Source organism: Bradyrhizobium sp. AZCC 2262 (genome assembly GCF_036924535.1).
Lineage (GTDB): Bacteria > Pseudomonadota > Alphaproteobacteria > Rhizobiales > Xanthobacteraceae > Bradyrhizobium.
On record NZ_JAZHRT010000001.1, the window covers coordinates 4,360,149 to 4,377,298 of the forward strand.

The following is a 17,150-nucleotide window of genomic DNA, read 5'->3' on the forward strand; positions in this document are numbered from 1 at the left end:
CGGTCAGCGAAACAGGCCGCGCCGCGCGAACAGCGGTGCGTCGCTATTGTCGAACATCGGTTCGATGGCTTCGTGAATGGCGGCAACGTCGCGAACACCGCGCATCGATCCCATGATCAACGGCACCCGCTGGTGCGGCGTTTTCGCTGAAAGTTCGAGAATGCGCCGGCGGCCGGTGGAGGCGGCTCCGCCCGCCCACTCCATCACGAGCGCCATCGGATGCGCTTCGTAAAGCAGGCGAAGACGTCCGTCGCGATATCCCGGCCGCGCATCCGCCGGATACAGGAACACGCCGCCGCGAACGAGGATACGAAGCGACTCCGCGACCAGCGACCCGATCCAGCGCATGTTGAAATCGACCGAACCGTTGCCGCTCGTGCCGGCGAGGCATTCGTCGATATAGGCCCGCACCGGCCCATGCCAGTGCCGCCGGTTCGACGCGTTGATGGCAAATTCAGGCGCGTTTGGCGCGATTTTCACACGACGCGCAATCAGCAGAAATTCCCGGGTGCGCCGGTCCAGAATGAAGATGTCGACACGCTCGTCGAACGCCAGAACCAGCGTGGTTTGCGGACCGTAGACCACGAAACCCGCAGCACACTGCGCCGTCCCGGGCTCGAAGAAGGTGGAGATGATATCGTTGCCGCGCAAACGAATCGAAAAGATGGTTCCGACCGAGATGTTGTTTTCGAGGTTGGCCGATCCGTCGAGCGGGTCGATGGCGACGCAGAGCGACGCCTCGGCATTGAGCACTTCAGGCAGATCCAGTTCCTCGGACAGGACGGCGGCGACCGGGGTGGCACGTAACGCCGCGCGCATCATCTCGTCGGCGGCGAGGTCGATATCCTTCTGATGGTCGCCATCAGAATTGATGCCACGGGTTCGTCCGGTAATGCCCGCCAGCGGTCCGTCGGCGATGAGATCGGAAAGGCCGATCGCAGCATTGGCAATCGCCTCGATCACGGCGGCCACGGCGGGGCCGGTCGGCGTCTCCGACCCTGCATGGTCGAGATGCGAGCATAGGGTTATGCGTGCGTCCATGGCCGTTCCCCGATTGGCGCCCTCTTCGGGGCCACTCCAACGCGTCATGCCGTTCGGCACTCCGCGCTCCAAGAACAACCCAATTTGCAAAATTAGTGAAATTTTCTTATCTTTGGCTTTGGCAAAGTTATTCTTATATTGGTGAACCCATGCCAGGCAGGTTTCCGCGGGAATTGACCATTCGCCAGCTGCGCGCGCTCGCGGCCGTTCACCGGGATCGGTCGGTCACCGCCGCCGCCAAACACCTGCACCTCACGCAGCCGGCCGTCACCCTGCAGATCCGCAATCTGCAGGAGCTTGCAGGTCTGCCGCTGATTCAGCGCACCAGTGATGGAATGTTGTTGACCGATGCCGGGCGGGAGGTGCTCTCGCTGTCCGAGCGTATCGAGGCGGCGATTGCGGACTGCGAGACCTCGCTCGAGATGATGGCGGGAAAGACCGCAGGCCGCATCTCGATCGGCGCTGTCAGCACCGCGAAATATTTCGTGCCGTTCATGATCTCCGGATTCTCGAAACGTCATCCGAACATCGATGTCACGCTCTCGATCGGAAACCGGCAGGAGGTCGGCGAGGCGCTACGCGGTTATGATCTCGATTTCGCGATCATGGGCCGCCCGCCGGCAGACATCGAGATGGACGTTCATCCGATAGGCGATCACCCCCATGTCATTATCGCACCGACGAGCCATCGCCTGGTGCGAAAATCCCGCATACCGCTGAGCGACCTTGCCGACGAAACATTCCTGACGCGCGAACCCGGTTCAGGCACGCGCGGCCTGATGGAGCAGCTGTTCGAAACGGCGCGAATTCGACCAAAGATCGGCATGGCGATGAGCAGCAACGAGACGATCAAGCAGGCTGTGATCGCGGGTCTCGGCATTGCATTCATTTCGGCGCACACGGTCGCCACCGAACTCGACGAGCGGCGACTGGTCACGCTCGACGTGGTTGGTCTTCCCGTCATCAGGCAATGGTTCGCCCTTTCCCGAAAGGACAAGATCCTGCTGCCGCCGGCACGCGCCATGCTGGAATTCCTCAGCGTACGCGGCGCGCAATTCCTGCCGCGAACCCATGGCAGGATAAGGATCACCCGCACGTCGGCGCGCAGCAGACGCCGATAGCGCGATATGCGAAGTGCCGGCGGATTGGCTGAACGCCAAACTGGTCAGCCGAGCGTCGAGGCAGTCGGACGAGATCGCCGTTGCGGAATCGGCTGGCCGCCGGACGAAGGGATTTCTCAGACTTTAGTTGATGAGCCCTGCCCCTCGCCAGCGTGACCGCGCGTTTCCGCAGCCGTGACCCGGCCCACGGAGCGCGTCCGCAGGTTGACTTCTTTCCGCATTGTCCAAATACTTGCCTGAAAGCCGGAAAAACCGGTCCCGGCGACAATGATAATTCAGTGGGAGGACACGATGCCGACTTCACGCAGAACGCTGCTGAAGACTTCCGCCGCTGCCGCCGCCGCATTCAGCCTCGATTGGACGCGCGCGCAGGCACAAGCCGAGACGGTGCGCATCGGCCTGATCTACGACTTGACCGGGCCCTTTGCCGCGGGCGGGTCGGTCGCATCCTCGATCGGCGCGCAGATCGCCATCGACCTCGTCAACGAGAAGGGCGGCATCGGCGGCAAGTACAAGATCGCCCCCATCGCCGCCGATTCCCAGAGCAAGCCCGACGTTGCGATCAACGAGGCCAATCGCCTGATCGACCAGGAGAAGATCGACATCATCAACGGCGTCTATGCGAGCTCGCACGCAGTCCCGCTCGCGGCAAAAGTCGAGCAGCAGAAAAAGATCCTCTGGATCACGACCGCGGTTTCGACCGCCGTGTTCAAGGACAAGAACCTGCAATACGTCTTCCGCGCGCAGATCCATTCCGACCAGTATGGCCAGGCCTTTGCGGGCTTCATCAGCGAACATGCCAAGGCCAAGCTCGGCATGGAGCCCAAGGACGTCAAGGTCGCGCTGATCCACGAGGATGGCCCCTATGGTGTCGGGGTCGCCGCCGCCGACGAGGCTTATTCCAAGGAGGCAGGCCTTCAGGTCGTGCTCAGGGAAGGTTATTCGGCGTCCGCGCCCGACCTCTCGGTACTGGTGACCAAGCTCAAGCGTGCCAAGGCCGACGTGATCTCGCACGCAGGCTACAACCCTGATATCACTTTATTCCTGCGTCAGGCGCGCGAGAACGGTCTCAAGTTCAAGATGCTGTTCGGTGCCGGCGCGGGCTACAGCCAGCTCGACAAGTTGCGGGCGACGTTCGCAGCCGACATCGACAATTTCTGCAACATCGATCCGGTGCCAGCACAATTGCTCGATCCTGCCAAACTGGCGCCCGGCATCGGCGACCTCACCAAAATCATGGTCGCGCGCTACAAGGAGAAGACCGGCGCGACCGACGTTCCGCCGCACTGCTCGATGGGCTTCAACCAGACCTGGATCCTGCTCAACAACGTCCTGCCCGTCGCCAAGGAGAAATACGGCGGTTTCGATCCCGAGGCCATTCGCAAGGCGGCGCTCGACGTCGACATCCCGCCGGGCGGCACGATCCAGGGCTACGGCGTAAAATTCTATCGGCCCGGCACGCCGCTTTCCGGCCAGAACGAGCGCTCGACGCCGGTGGTGATGCAAAATGCCGGCGAGCATATTTCGGTGGTGTGGCCGACCAATATTCGGACGCAAGACCCGGTGTTTCCGCTGCCGAAATCGTCGGTCTACGCAGTCTGACGCGAGAGTGACGACAACCCTCTAAGAGCGAGCTCCGCTCGTCTCGACCCCGCAAGAGCGGGGCGAGGGAGATCAACTCACAGTGTAACGCGGCGGCCCTCTTCGGCGGCCCAATAGCCGGCGTAGTTGACCTTGATCGTCTCGAAGGCCAGCGCGAGATCCGAGAGCGGCTGCCGGCCGGTTGCGACGCATTCCATGAAGTCCTGGATTTCCTGCACGTAGCCGCGCGTCCATTCCTCTTCGATGCAGACATATTGCCAGCCGGTCTTGCGATCGACCTTTTCGGTGATGTAGACGCCGGCGAGTTTCTCCTCGCTGGTCTGGTAGCTCATCATGTGGGTGTTCGGCGTGATGTTGGCGAACAGCGAGCCGCTGCTGGTATAGGTTTCGATCAGGTTGCGCACGCCGCCGAGGATCATGTCGCCGGAAAAAACCGTGGCCTTGGTGCCGTCGGAGAAGGTGGCCGTGAGCATGCCCCAATCCTCGACATCGACCGGATTGGCCTTGAGCACGGCCCGTTCGTCCGGCCGCAGGCACGCCGTGACGTTGCCGACGTCGCACGTCACGCTCGCGACCGTGATCGTCTCCCCGCGCGCGCGAGCCTCGACCTGCTTGAGATAGAGCACGGCCGAAAGCGGATGGCATCCCATCCGGATCAGCGAGCCGCCGCCGGTCATCGCCCATTGCGTGGCGTGCGCGGCATGCGAACCAGAATGACTCTCCTCCCCCTTCATGAACAGGATTTTGTCTTTCGTGGCCTTGAGAATCTCCACGGTCTTGGTCACCGCCGGCGCGTAGATCCAGTCCTCGGCATACATGAAGAGCCTGCCGGTCTTGTTGATCGCCGCGCGGGTGGCTTCCATCTCTTCCAGCACGCGCTCGTACATCAGCGCTTTGGGCACATGCTTGCCGATCGGCGCCTTGTCACCTTCGCGCCCGAAATAGCCCCCGAATGGCTTTTCGCAGATCACATGCTTACCGGCCTGCATCGCATCGACGATCATCGACGTGTGCAGATTGGGCGGCGTGCAGATGTCGATGACATCGATATCAGCGTCGGCGATCAGGTCGCGAAAGCTGCGATACGCATTCGGGATCTGGTGGCGACGGGCAAACTCGACGACATGATCGCCCCTGGCCGCAACGGCCCTGACTTCGACATTCACGCCATAAACGCGCCTGTAGGCATGCATGTGCAGCTCGGATACGAAGCCGCAGCCGGCCAGACCAACCCTGATTTTCGCCATTACGGAACGCCTTCCAATTGTCGCGGCTCGAGCTAATTGCTGCTTCGGCCAACACCCTTGCGGCGCATCAGCGCGGCGAAGAGCTCGGTCAGGCCAAACTGCCATCGCTCGCAATCGCCGCTGCGGCGCATCCGGTTGGTCAATCGGCCGAGTTTCGGGGTTGCGACCGTCACCAGATCGCCTTCCACATGGGTGAACCCCTGGCCCTTCGCGGCGCGGTCCTGGATCGGGGCGAACATGGTGCCCAGGAACAGCACGAAACCGTCGGGGTATTGATGGTTCTCGTTGATCGTCTGCCCGACAATGTCGGCCGGGTCGCGGCTGATCTGGGTCAGGGACGATGCGCCGTGCAGGACAAAACCCTCCGGTCCCTTCACCTCCAGCGAGATTTCCATCTTCCGCACTTCGTCGAGCGTGAAGCTTTCATCGAAGAACCGCACCAACGGCCCGATGGCGCAGGACGCGTTGTTGTCCTTGGCCTTGGACAACAGCAACGCCGAGCGTCCCTCGAAGTCGCGCAAATTGACATCATTGCCAAGCGTGGCGCCGACGATGCGGCCGTCGCTCGTCACCACCAGCACCACCTCGGGCTCCGGATTATTCCAGGTCGATTTCGGATGCAGGCCCGCATCCACGCATGTGCCCACCGCCGACAGGACGGGAGCCTTGGTAAAAACCTCGGCGTCCGGCCCGATACCGACCTCGAGATACTGGCTCCAGGCATTTTGGGAAACCAGCACGTCCTTGACATGCTGCGCTTCCGCCGAACCCGGCTTCAGCCGCGACAGGTCGGTGCCGACGATCCGTGTCACCTCGGCCCGGATCGCCGCTGCCGAATCCGGATTGCCCCGCGCCCGCTCCTCGATCACCCGCTCCAGCATCGATACGGCGAACGTGACGCCGGCAGCCTTGATTACCTGCAGATCGATCGGGGCAAGCAGCCATGGCCTGGTCGGATCGCGGGTATCGGGCGGCGTGTTGTTCAGCAGATCCTGGAGCGTGCCTACCCGCTCGCCCCGCGCGGCGCGCAGCGCCCGGGCCGGATCGGCGGCGGCGGCAAGCTGGCTGGCGGTGGGGAAATCCTCGGTGATGTCGAACACGCCGTCCTGGCGGATCGCGACCACCGACGGGCCGGCAAGATCGGGACACCAGATCCGCCCCATCAGCGCGGCGCCGGCGAAATCGTCGGGTAAAATGAATGCGGCATCTGTGGTGATCGGCATCGGGGAGTCCTCGCGAGGTAACGCCTGTGCGGTCCGGGCAGCATCGTCCATCGAAGGGAACCGCTCGATGGGTCAACACCTTCGGAATATGCCCGCCTTCAGCATTGCGCTGTCACGACAAAGCTCATCGCGCCGCAGCATGCAAAATCAGACGATCGGTCAAGTGCAGCCGATTGGGTACACGCCGCCACTCGCCATGGACGGCATGGCGATCGAACAAAGACCTCGGAAGGCTTCGATGTCAGGGAATTGTGCGCGGGGGCAGGTCGAGCCAGCCGCCTGCCCCAGAAGGGCACACGGTTTCATTGGCCGGCAGGCGTCCTTCACCCACCGGCCTCAACGAAGCAATTGCACGACCTCGCGGCGCGCCCGGCGTGTGGCGCCGCTGATGGCGATCGCCATCAGCGGAGGTTCGAAATCGGGCAGGATCAGGCCGGCGCCCGTTTCAGGCCGCCTTGTTCAGGCCGCTTTGGCCTTGGCCTTTGCCACATGGCTCGAGATCGCATCCATCAAAGGCGGCGACAGGCAATCATAGGGCTCGAGCCCGAGTTCCTTCAGCCGTCCCCTGATTCCATCCATCTCGCCCGGTTGAACGCCGGACTCCAGAACGGACGACACGAATGCGGCGAACCCCGGGGCTGCCCATCCACCTTCCTGGAACAGTTCGGGATGGATGAAGTCGAGGCCGAAGAATGGATGCCCGGTGTTCTCGATCCGGCCGTACATATGCGTGCCGCAGGCCTTGCAGGCATAGCGCTGGATCGTCGCCGCCGCGTCGACAATCTGCAGCTTGTCACCGTTTTCGGTCACCTTCACATTGTCGCGCGGGACCACGGCGACGACGGAGAAGGTCGCCCCTTCGGGCTTCCAGCATTTGGTGCAGCCGCAGGCGTGGTTGTGAGCCACATCGCCCTTGATGGCGACCTTGACTGGCCTGTCCGTGCATTTGCAGACAAGGGTCCCGCCGGCGAAACTGCCGGTCCCCTTCTTTACGCCGCTATCGACCGATGGATGAATATGAGCAGTCATGGGCCTATCCTCCTTGTGTTTTAGGTTCTCTAATTTCAGAACACGACAACCGAGCGGATCGACTTGCCCTGATGCATGAGATCGAATCCCTGGTTGATCTCCTCCAGCTTGAGGACGTGTGTGATCATCGGATCGATTTCGATCTTTCCGTTCATGTACCAGTCGACGATTTTTGGCACGTCCGTGCGGCCGCGCGCGCCGCCAAAGGCCGTTCCCTTCCAGACGCGGCCGGTCACCAATTGGAACGGCCGGGTGGCGATTTCCTTGCCGGACTCTGCGACCCCGATAATCACCGAGACGCCCCAGCCGCGATGGCACGCTTCGAGGGCCTGCCGCATCACGTTGGTGTTGCCGGTGCAGTCGAAGGTGAAGTCCGCGCCGCCGTCGGTAAGTCCGACCAGATGCTGGACGATGTCGCTGACCTTGGTCGGGTTGACGAAATGCGTCATGCCGAAACGGCGGCCCCAATCCTCCTTGGAATCGTTGATGTCGACGCCGACGATCTTGTCGGCCCCCACCATCTTCGCGCCCTGGATGACGTTGAGCCCGATGCCGCCGAGACCGAATACCACGACGTTGGCGCCCGGTGTCGCCTTGGCAGTATTGACCACCGCGCCGACGCCCGTCGTCACCCCGCAACCGATGTAGCAGCTCTTGTCGAACGGCGCGTCCTCGCGAATCTTTGCCACCGCGATTTCCGGCAGCACGGTAAAGTTCGAGAAGGTCGAGCAGCCCATGTAGTGGAAGATCGGCTTGCCCTTGTGGCTGAACCGCGATGTGCCGTCCGGCATCACACCCTTGCCCTGGGTGGCGCGTATGGCGGTGCAGAGGTTGGTCTTCTGGCTGAGGCAGCTTTTGCACTGCCGGCATTCGGGCGTGTAGAGCGGAATCACGTGATCGCCCGCCTTGACCGACGTCACGCCCGGCCCTACTTCGCGGACGATGCCCGCGCCCTCATGACCGAGAATCGACGGAAAGATTCCTTCGCTGTCGAATCCATCGAGCGTGTAGGCATCGGTGTGGCAAATCCCGGTCGCCTTTATTTCGACGAGAACCTCGCCGGCCTTCGGGCCTTCCAGATCGACCTCAACGATTTCAAGAGGCTTCTTGGCCTCGAATGCGACAGCAGCGCGGGTCTTCATCTTAAACTCCACATTTCTTTTTCAAGCCGCTGCACGGACCTGCCGGGACGCGCGATTCGCATGTTCGGCATGATCATTTGGCTCCCATGCAGGACTTCTCTGCCTCAGTGTAGGCCTCGGGTTTGTCTTCACGCTTGGCAGGTCGCACACGGCCGACCGCGTCATGCGCGCGGGCGCGCAGATAGACGTAGAGGTCGTCCATGTAACATGCCACATTCGGATTATCGCCGAACGCCGGCATGACGTTCTCTTGCGCGGTGCTGATATTCTTGCGACCGCTGGCGACCACACCGAGGAAGTCGGCGTAACTCATCGTCTTCAATGAATCCTGTAGCGCCGGCGCATAGGTCGACCCCATCCCATCAGGGCCGTGGCAGACATGGCATTCGGAGTGATAACGGCGGTATCCTGAATAGGTGTACCAATCGACCGTACCATCGGACGCGACCTTGAAGGTCGGGTTGCCTTCCTTGTCGAGATATTTGCCATCCTCGGACTTGACGGCGGTCGGATCGTCCGCAGCGTGGGCAATCGATCCCGGCGCCACAAGCAAGAGCGTGGCTACAATCAACCAAATTCTACGCAAGAGCTCATCCTCGATATTCGATGTAGATCAACCGGCGCGTGGAACGAGCCACGCGCCGGACGAGGTGGTCCTGCTTTACTGCGGCAGTGCGAACACGGTGAGCGTGCCGCCGAGCGCGGTATAGTTGCTCAGCGCGGCATAGCCACCGACCGCGCCGAGACCCGCCGTCGGATCGGTCAGACCTGCGGCAAGGCCGATACCTGCCCAGCCGCCGACGCCGGACAGCACGGCTACGTACTGCCTGCCGCCGTTCTCATAGGTCGTGACGTTGCCGATGATGCCGGACGGGGTCTTGAACTTGTAAAGTTCCTTCCCGGTCTTGGCATCGACTGCCTTCAGATAGCCTTCGAGCGTTCCGTAGAACACCACGCCGCCGGCCGTCGCGAGCGCTCCCGACCACACCGAGAACTGCTCCTTGTTCGACCAGACGATCTTGCCGGTCTTGCCATCCCAGGCAATGAAATTGCCCATGTGGCTCTCGCCCTGAGGCGGATACATCGACAGGGTCGCGCCGACATAGGGCTGACCTGCGGTGTAGCTCACCTTGAACGGCTCGTAGTCCATGCAGACGTGGTTGGTCGGCACGTAGAACAGTTGCGTATCGGGCGAATAGGCTGCCGGCTGCTCGTCCTTGGTACCGAGCGCGGCCGGGCAGATGCCCTTGGTGTTCTTGTCTTCACCGCCCTTCTCGGTCGAATACTGATCGAGGACCTTGGGACGGCCGTAGGTCGGCGAGCTCTTGTTCATGTCGACGCCACTGGTCCAGTTGACCTTCGGATCGTACTTCTCGGCGACCAGGAGTTCGCCGGTGGCACGATCCAGCGTGTAACCCAAACCGTTGCGGTCGAAGTGGGTCAACAGTTTGCGTTCCGCGCCGTTGATCTGCTGGTCGCTGAGGATCATTTCGTTGACGCCGTCATAGTCCCATTCATCGTGCGGCGTCATCTGGTAGACCCACTTGGCCATACCGGTATCCGGATTGCGCGCCCAGACGGTCATCGACCACTTGTTGTCGCCGGGACGCTGCTTCGGATTCCAGGTCGAGGGATTGCCGGAGCCGTAATAGACGAGGTTCAGACTGGGATCATAGGATATCCAGCCCCATGTGCAGCCGCCGCCGATCTTCCACTGATCGCCCTGCCAGGTCTTGATGCTCGAATCCTTGCCGACCGGCTTGCCGAGTTCGGTGGTGCTGACGGGATCGACCATAATCTGGTCGTCCGGTCCTTCGGAGAAGGCGCGCCAGGCCTGCTTGCCGGTCTTGAGATCGTAGGCCGTGACGTGACATTGCACGCCGAACTCGCCGCCGGAAATGCCGATCAGAACCTTGTCCTTGACGACGAGCGGCGCAGACGTGCCCGTGGCGCCCTTGCCCGGATCTCCGTTCTTGGTACTCCATGCCACCTGCCCGGTCTTGGCATCGAGCGCAACCAGGGTGGTGTCGGCCTGATGCAGGAGGATCTTGCCGTCGCCATAAGCCACGCCGCGGTTGACCGTGTCGCAGCACATCACGGGGATGACGTTCGGATCCTGCTTGGGCTCGTACTTCCAGACGATCTTGTTCTCCTGCGAAAGGTCAAGAGCGTAGACCTTGTTTGGGAACGGCGTATGGACGTACATGATGTTGCCGACGATCAGCGGCCCACCTTCATGGCCGCGCAGCACGCCGGTCGAGAAGGTCCAGGCGACCTGGAGCTTGCCGACATTGGCTGCGGTGATCTGGTTCAGTTTCGAGTATCGTGTATTTGCGTAGTCGCCGGCCGGCATCACCCAATCTTTCGGGTTCTGCGCCATCTTGCTCAGCTCTTCATTGGCATACGCGACGCCGACGGCGAATGTCGCCATGGCGCCGAGACAGGCAGCGGATAGCACCTTGCGCATAGTGGTTCCTCCCAGATTTAAGAGTTTTGGGTTTCCGCCGAGACGGCCCATTTTCCATTCTTGGTCCCTATTCCTATCCTGATCGGAAGCGGGAAACTTGCCCAAGAGCGAACCGCGTTTGCTCAAAAGCGAAACACAATGAACTTTTTAATTTTGGGCCGCCGGGAGCCGTCCTCTCATGCTGCGAAGCATCAATCGTGGGCTTGTTCCCACAAGCACCCCCGCGCGTCCCGAGGCTGAGGTTCCCCTTGACGCAGCCGAAACTAAGTTGGAGGATTGTCAAAGGGATATTGGGAAGAATCTGCGCGACTTCCCTGCGACTGTCTTAGGTTGAGTCAAATGTAGCGTCCTGTGACCGAAGCATTTGCCGAGGTCGCGGCCTGTTCTCGAATCGGTGCTTGAACCATGTCCGATACAGTCCGCTCACTCAGCACTTCCGGGTTGGCACCGAAGAAGCAGCTCCAAACTTGGTCAGATGCACTGACGGATCTCTGCGGCCAATTTGATGTCGACCCGCTGGAAGGTTCTTCGCTCGAGGGGCGGATAAATTACACAACCGTCTCGCAGCTGAAACTGTGTCAGATTGAGGCGAGCCAACATCGCATCGCGCACACGGTCTCAAGCACAAAACTGAGCGAACATCCCTACGTCAAGATACTGTTCCAGACCTACGGCATCTCGCATTTCGAACAGAACGGCCGTCGCATCGACATCATGCCCGGCGACTGCCTCGCCTATGACGTCTCCTGTCCGCACACGATCGTCAGCCCCTCGCTGACCCGGCACGAGGTCGTGATCGTCCCAAAGGAACTGCTTCACGAACGCGGCTTCCGCACAGCGAAGATGTTGCCGTGCAAGCTCTCCGCGCGTAACGGCACCGGCCGCATCGCCTACGACTTCGTGCACACCGCGTTTGACGAAGCGAAAAGACTGTCGCCCTACAACGCCATCGGCGTCGCCGATTCGCTGATCGATCTGCTGCTGTTGCCGCTGCGCGAAGCTGACACGATGTTCGATCGCGTCGGTCCCGAAGCGATGTACATTCGGGCTCAAGCCTTCATCCGCGAGCACTTGCGCGACCCGGAGCTTTCCATCGACCAGATCTCGGCGGCATTGGGCTGCACCAAGCGCTATCTGCACATGCTGTTCAGCGACAAGGGCATGACCGTCAGCGATTACATCTGGCGGGCGAGACTGCTGCACTGCCGCCAGGAACTGGAGACGCAGCACGGCAAGACCATCACGGACGTCGCATTTTCGTGGGGCTTTTCCAGCTCGTCGCACTTCAGCCGCGTGTTTCGGAAGCATTTCGGGTTCGTTCCCTCCGCGATCCACAAGGCGCATTGCGCCGATCCGGCGCGGGATGCTTCCTGACGAGAGCGTCAAAGCCGCGCGGTAAGCTGACGCGCTGCCGCGAATCTTTGAGTTGCGGCGAATCGCTTCGTGTCTTCCCGCCGTGTCTGCCGCCTCACGACTACCAGGTTGCCTTCAACCCCGCATAGAAGGCGCGCGGCCGCGCCGGGCTGACGGAGCGGGGGTCGGTGAAATCCGCGCCGCCATTGGCGAAATTCGGTACGTCATTGGTCTGGAAAAACGTCCCGTGCGTCGAATAGCGACTGTCGAAGATATTATCGACGCGGCCGTAGATCTGATACGTCTTGTTGATCTGATACGAGGCGTGCAGGTTGAAAACCGAATACCCGGGCAGCCTCGCCGCCTGGTTGGATTCATCGCCGGCAAAATACTGGCTGGCGACGAACAGTGCATCGCCGCCGACCTTGAAAGCGTCGGTGACCGAATAATCGATGCCGAACTTGACCCGATTGCGCGGGATGGCCGGAATCCGGTTGCCCGGTACGACCTGGATATTGCCATCGTCATCGGCGAACGGACTGCGAGAGTTGAGCGTCAAGGAATCGAGGAAGCGCGCATCGACGAGGGTATAGCTGGCATAAAGTTGCAGCGTCTTCGACGTCAGATTGACCTGCGCCTCGATACCCTGCCGCCGTGTCCTGCCCACGTTCTGGAAATAGCCAAAGCCCTGCACCTCCGGACTCGGAACCGCCAGAATGTCATCCGCATTGGTCGCGCGGAACCCGCCAATTTTCCATCCGAGGGTGCCGATATTCAGCTCCTTGGTGCCGCGGAAGCCCGCCTCGACGGTACGCGACACGACCTGCTTCAGCGGCGGATCAGCAATCAGGAATGCCGCGACGATACAGGGGCGCGCAGGATCGGCGCATGCGAGCTCCAGCGGGGTCGGCGCACGATTGGCTTCCGAGTATCCGGCATAAGCCGTCACTTCAGACGTAACCTTGTAGGTGCCGCCAATCATCGGATTGAAACGGCTGAACGTATGACTGCCGTTGAGATCGGTGCCGATCAGGTCTTGAAGGTTGATGCTTGCATAGTTGAACCGGCCGCCGCCCGAGATTGAGAACCGGTCCGTCACGTCGAAGGTGTCGAGTGCATAGAGGCCGGTGTAGCGGTTGGTGGCGCGAAGCGAGACCGGGCCGATTGAAATCGGGGTGCCTGATGGCCCGAGGAAGATGCCGCTACCGCTGACGACGTAATTTGAGCCGATCGTGCCCAATTCTCCGCTTGCTCCGAAGCGGGTGACGCCGGAATCGAAGCTGGTACCGACCATGAACTGGTTGTTGTGCCCGAACAACTGGTCGGTATTGGTCGCCTGCAGGGTCGCCCCGGTCGTCGTCGAACGGGTGGTTGTCCGATCGATCTCCCCAAGTATGGCGTCGGCGGGGAACGGGTTTGCGAGTTGGACATCGTTGAGTCCGTTCGCCGGCGCTCCCGGCGTGGTCTCTTCGTTGAAGCAAAGCAGCGTCGGATCGCCAACACATGGCGCCGTCTCGGTCGGGTTGCCATCGACCGTCTTCTGGCGGAAAGCACGGACACGCACCGAGCCGTCGATCGTCCAGGTCGGCGTCACCTCGACCTTTCCGGTCAGATTGGCGTAGGCCACGCGGTTATCCGTGGTCTGCGGCGTCGTATAGGTGGCGCCCCAATATTTTTGGAGCAGTTCGACCGGAACGGCTGCCGACGCGCCAAAATTGTTCTTGGCAGCGCCTACGTTGAGGTGAAACTCGCTGCTATCTGTCCGGTACCCGACATCGCCGTAAAAGCGCCGGATCGCCGATTCCGAGAAATTGCGATAGCCATTGTCGCGCACGCCTTCGAGCGCGCCGTAGACCGACCAATTGTCGATCTGCTTGCCATACTGCGCCGAACTCTGGATGCGACCGAACGAACCGCCCATCGTGTTGATTTCAGCGCCCTGATAGTTGAAGCCGTTCTTCATCTGCACGTTGACGGCTCCACCCAATGCGTTGAGACCGAAGGCGGGGTTGTTGGTTACGACTGTGACCGACTTGATCGCAGTGGTCGGGATCAAATCCCAGTTGACGGTGTCGCCGAACGCTTCGTTGATGCGCATGCCGTTCTGGTAAACCGCCAATCCCTGAGGCGTACCGGCGACCGGAGACGAATCAAAACCTCGAAACTGTATGCCCGGCATAAATGGATTTCCGGTAGTGTCGCTGATGATGAGGCCCGGCACGTGTTGCTGCAGGGCGTCGGTAATGTTCAGCGAGTCGGTTCGCGCAATCTGCGCGGCACCAACGGCATTGATCGCTGCCGGCACCTTGTCGACATCAATTCCCGTACCGGCGACCGGCGTCGGCGCTGTCGGGTAGACATAGACCCGGCGCACGTTCCTGGTGGCCTGAGGCTGAGGCGCACCCCGGCTGCGAGTGCTGCGAGCTGGCTTGTCGGCCGTGGTCGGGGCGACGACCTCGATGGCCGGCAGGACCTCGCTATCGCCTGACGTGGTTTGGGCCTGAGCACAGTCAATCCCCGGAACGACACATAGCGATAGTGTCCCAATAAACAGGAATCGAGCGCCCATTCTGTTTCACCCCCATTCCCTACCGGCCACATTGGTCCCCGCCGGCTGGTTGCGGATGATCTTAGAATGTCAATCAGATCGCGCACCATTCAAAACGTCCCGGACAAAACGGGAAAAATTCCCGGCTCAGTAACGCGCGTCCCTCGGAATCACGGCCTCCACAGTTACGCCATTATCTCCAGAAGCAATCGTGAGCGAGCCACCCAGCGCCAAAATGCGCTCGCGCATTCCCGTGAGCCCGAAGCCGAGCTTGTGATCCGGTCTCAATCCGCCGCCATTGTCGCGCACCCGCACCAACGCGCCGCCGCGCCCGGTCAATCCCGAAGGCAGCTCAACAGGTTCAACGGTTACGTTGACGCAGGTGGCGCCCGCGTGGCGAAAGACATTGGTCAGTGCTTCCTGAATGGTGCGGTAGATCGTCAAATCGGCTGTCTCTCCTGTGTCGCCCAGCGACTGCGAGATTTCCGTTTCGATGGCAACGCCAGGATGCGACTCCCCCCATAGGCGCAGGAGCGCGCCAAGCGCTTCGCGAAGACCAAGCTCCATCAGCCCCACGGGCCGCAGCTTTTCAAGAACCCGCCGATTGGATTGCTGCAAGGCATTTACCTGTTCCAATATGGCACTGCCGTGCTTTCGCGTGGCTTCCACATTCGGACCCCCTGCATCTGCAATCCGCGTCAGCGCACTGGCGTGTGCTCGCAATGCAAAGAGATAGGGCCCAAACTCATCGTGCAGCTCGCGTGCGATTTCCTTGCGTTCGACATCCTGCAGCGAGACGACGCGCTCGGCCAGACGCCTCTTGTCGTCAACCGCGTTGGCCAGAGTGGCCGCAAGGTGGTTCAACTTGTCGCAGATAGCAACGAGTTCTGGCGGGCCATCCGGTTTCACACGCGTGTCGTAACCACCGGATTCGATTTTCGTCATTGCTTCCGAAAGCGTCTGGATTGGCGCAAGCGCCCGGCTGACGACCCTGATCGTGATGAGGAAGAGAACGATCGCAATCACCGTGCCGATCTGGAGCTGGGTGATAATTCCATCCCAGATCTCGGCCATCTCGTCGTTCGGATGCGACGTGATCAGCAGCGCACCCGGCTTTCCCTTGATCGAGATCGGCACGTTCACCGTGGTCTTTTCGGGATGAACCAGCGTGACAAACCATGCCGGCGGCGAGCGTGCGTCGGGATTGTCGTCCGTGTTGGCCGCTGTCCCTGACATCTCGACCGCTTCACCCTGCCACGTGATACTGACGTGGCGAAGCCGGTTGAGGTCGTGAACAATCTGGTTCAGCCGCATTTCTGCGTCCGGCGCCTCCTTCAGTCCCGCAACGATCGTATCGATGAATTCACGCGCCAGTCGTATGACGCTTTGATCTTCAGCCTGGACGCGAGGCCCGGCCTCGAGCACAAGTCGCGCGATATTGGCGGCTAAACCGAGCGTGAGGACGAGCGCCAGCAGCAAGTTGATCCGGGCGCGCAAGGAAAAATTTTGCCACATAGCCTTTTGTCCAGGAGCGAAATCGCCTTTGTCTAGGAGCGAAGGCGTCTTCAGTTCCCCATCGTTGGGAGCGTTGACAGATAAAACAGGCGTCTATCTAATCGAAGCGTATAGCAACATCGCCCGGGTTGCATGATCATCGACGGCAGGTATCGCCCCGAAGTCTGCGCCGGTGTTTCGCCTGATGCGGTGCAGCAATGGGAGTGAAGCGGTGTTCGGGACCAGTGCCAATGCGCGTTCTGATTGTTGATGATCATCGCATCGTTGCTTCGGGCTGCCGTGCCCTGTTCGCCGACGACCCCGAGATCGACATACTGGAAGCCCCCGACGCGGAGAGTGGCGAGCGCGTGTTCGGCGAACGGCAACCGGATATCTGCGTACTCGACATCAACCTTCCGACGGTTTCCGGGTTTGAACTGGCACGGCGTCTCCTCGCGCGCGATGCGTCTGCACGTATCATCATGTTCAGCATGAACGATGATCCGGTATTCGCCGCGCGCGCCATCGAAATCGGCGCCAAGGGTTATGTTTCCAAAGCTGGGGATCCCCAGGACCTTGTCGAGGCGATCCATGAGGTTGCAAAGGGTGGGGTCTTTCTGCCGCCGGCGATGGCGCGAAGTATTGCATTCGCGAGACCCTCGTTCGCCCGAAGTCCGCTTTCCCGCCTGACCTCGCGCGAGATGGAGATCCTGCGCCTGCTCAGTGCAGGCAAGAGCCTCTCCGAGATCGCGTGGCTAATCCATTCCTCCTACAAAACCGTCGCCAACACCTCGTCGATCATGCGCCACAAGCTTGGCGTACGCACGTCCGCCGAGCTGGTGCGATTTGCAATAGAGAGCGGCGTGGCGTGATCGTGCTGCGC

13 protein-coding genes are annotated in these 17,150 nt (G+C 61.1%); 4 read left to right on the top strand and 9 right to left on the bottom strand.

Annotation, left to right across the window (positions count from 1 at the left end; all coding sequences use genetic code 11):
- Nucleotides 1-3: 3 nt before the first annotated feature.
- The gene (locus V1283_RS20830) at nt 4-1,041 is read right to left on the bottom strand and encodes a class 1 fructose-bisphosphatase (protein ID WP_334388305.1); all 1,038 of its coding nucleotides are present in this window, start codon (nt 1,039-1,041) and stop codon (nt 4-6) included.
- Nucleotides 1,042-1,190: 149 nt separating this feature from the next.
- Here V1283_RS20830 and V1283_RS20835 point away from each other — a divergent pair, with 149 nt between their 5' ends.
- Nucleotides 1,191-2,162 carry a LysR family transcriptional regulator gene (locus tag V1283_RS20835; protein WP_334388306.1) on the top strand — a complete coding sequence of 324 codons (972 nt, stop codon included), beginning with the start codon at nt 1,191-1,193 and terminating at the stop codon, nt 2,160-2,162.
- 291 nt (nt 2,163-2,453) lie between these two features.
- Nucleotides 2,454-3,764 (top strand): ABC transporter substrate-binding protein, encoded by a 1,311-nt coding sequence (locus V1283_RS20840; protein ID WP_334388307.1) that lies wholly within the window; start codon nt 2,454-2,456, stop codon nt 3,762-3,764.
- Nucleotides 3,765-3,841: 77 nt separating this feature from the next.
- On the opposite strand, the gene V1283_RS20845 is transcribed toward V1283_RS20840, so the two are convergent.
- The 6 genes from V1283_RS20845 to xoxF5 all read right to left on the bottom strand — a co-directional run bounded on the left by V1283_RS20845 (nt 3,842) and on the right by xoxF5 (nt 10,872).
- The gene (locus V1283_RS20845) at nt 3,842-5,011 is read right to left on the bottom strand and encodes a Gfo/Idh/MocA family protein (RefSeq protein WP_334388308.1); all 1,170 of its coding nucleotides are present in this window, start codon (nt 5,009-5,011) and stop codon (nt 3,842-3,844) included.
- A 32-nt stretch (nt 5,012-5,043) separates the two neighbouring features.
- Nucleotides 5,044-6,234 carry a fumarylacetoacetate hydrolase family protein gene (locus V1283_RS20850; RefSeq protein WP_334388309.1) on the bottom strand — a complete coding sequence of 397 codons (1,191 nt, stop codon included), beginning with the start codon at nt 6,232-6,234 and terminating at the stop codon, nt 5,044-5,046.
- A gap of 459 nt (nt 6,235-6,693) precedes the next feature.
- Nucleotides 6,694-7,263: an S-(hydroxymethyl)glutathione synthase gene (gene gfa, locus V1283_RS20855; protein WP_334388310.1), complete on the bottom strand. Its 570-nt coding sequence runs from the start codon at nt 7,261-7,263 to the stop codon at nt 6,694-6,696.
- Nucleotides 7,264-7,298: 35 nt separating this feature from the next.
- Nucleotides 7,299-8,405: an S-(hydroxymethyl)glutathione dehydrogenase/class III alcohol dehydrogenase gene (locus tag V1283_RS20860; RefSeq protein WP_334388311.1), complete on the bottom strand. Its 1,107-nt coding sequence runs from the start codon at nt 8,403-8,405 to the stop codon at nt 7,299-7,301.
- A gap of 73 nt (nt 8,406-8,478) precedes the next feature.
- The gene (locus tag V1283_RS20865; protein ID WP_334393120.1) at nt 8,479-8,958 is read right to left on the bottom strand and encodes a c-type cytochrome, methanol metabolism-related; all 480 of its coding nucleotides are present in this window, start codon (nt 8,956-8,958) and stop codon (nt 8,479-8,481) included.
- A gap of 108 nt (nt 8,959-9,066) precedes the next feature.
- Nucleotides 9,067-10,872 (bottom strand): lanthanide-dependent methanol dehydrogenase XoxF5, encoded by a 1,806-nt coding sequence (xoxF5, locus tag V1283_RS20870; protein WP_334388312.1) that lies wholly within the window; start codon nt 10,870-10,872, stop codon nt 9,067-9,069.
- 405 nt (nt 10,873-11,277) lie between these two features.
- On the opposite strand from xoxF5, the gene V1283_RS20875 reads away from it, so the two are divergent.
- Nucleotides 11,278-12,246 carry a helix-turn-helix domain-containing protein gene (locus V1283_RS20875; protein WP_334388313.1) on the top strand — a complete coding sequence of 323 codons (969 nt, stop codon included), beginning with the start codon at nt 11,278-11,280 and terminating at the stop codon, nt 12,244-12,246.
- Between the two features lie 100 nt (nt 12,247-12,346).
- Here the strand turns inward: V1283_RS20875 and V1283_RS20880 are convergent, their stop codons facing one another.
- Nucleotides 12,347-14,794, bottom strand: coding sequence for a TonB-dependent receptor (locus V1283_RS20880; protein WP_334388314.1), 2,448 nt, complete (start codon nt 14,792-14,794; stop codon nt 12,347-12,349).
- A 126-nt stretch (nt 14,795-14,920) separates the two neighbouring features.
- Nucleotides 14,921-16,288: a histidine kinase gene (locus V1283_RS20885; protein WP_334388315.1), complete on the bottom strand. Its 1,368-nt coding sequence runs from the start codon at nt 16,286-16,288 to the stop codon at nt 14,921-14,923.
- Between the two features lie 230 nt (nt 16,289-16,518).
- On the opposite strand from V1283_RS20885, the gene V1283_RS20890 reads away from it, so the two are divergent.
- Complete coding sequence (locus V1283_RS20890; RefSeq protein WP_334388316.1) at nt 16,519-17,139, top strand: response regulator transcription factor; 621 nt, start codon at nt 16,519-16,521, stop codon at nt 17,137-17,139.
- Nucleotides 17,140-17,150: the final 11 nt, after the last annotated feature.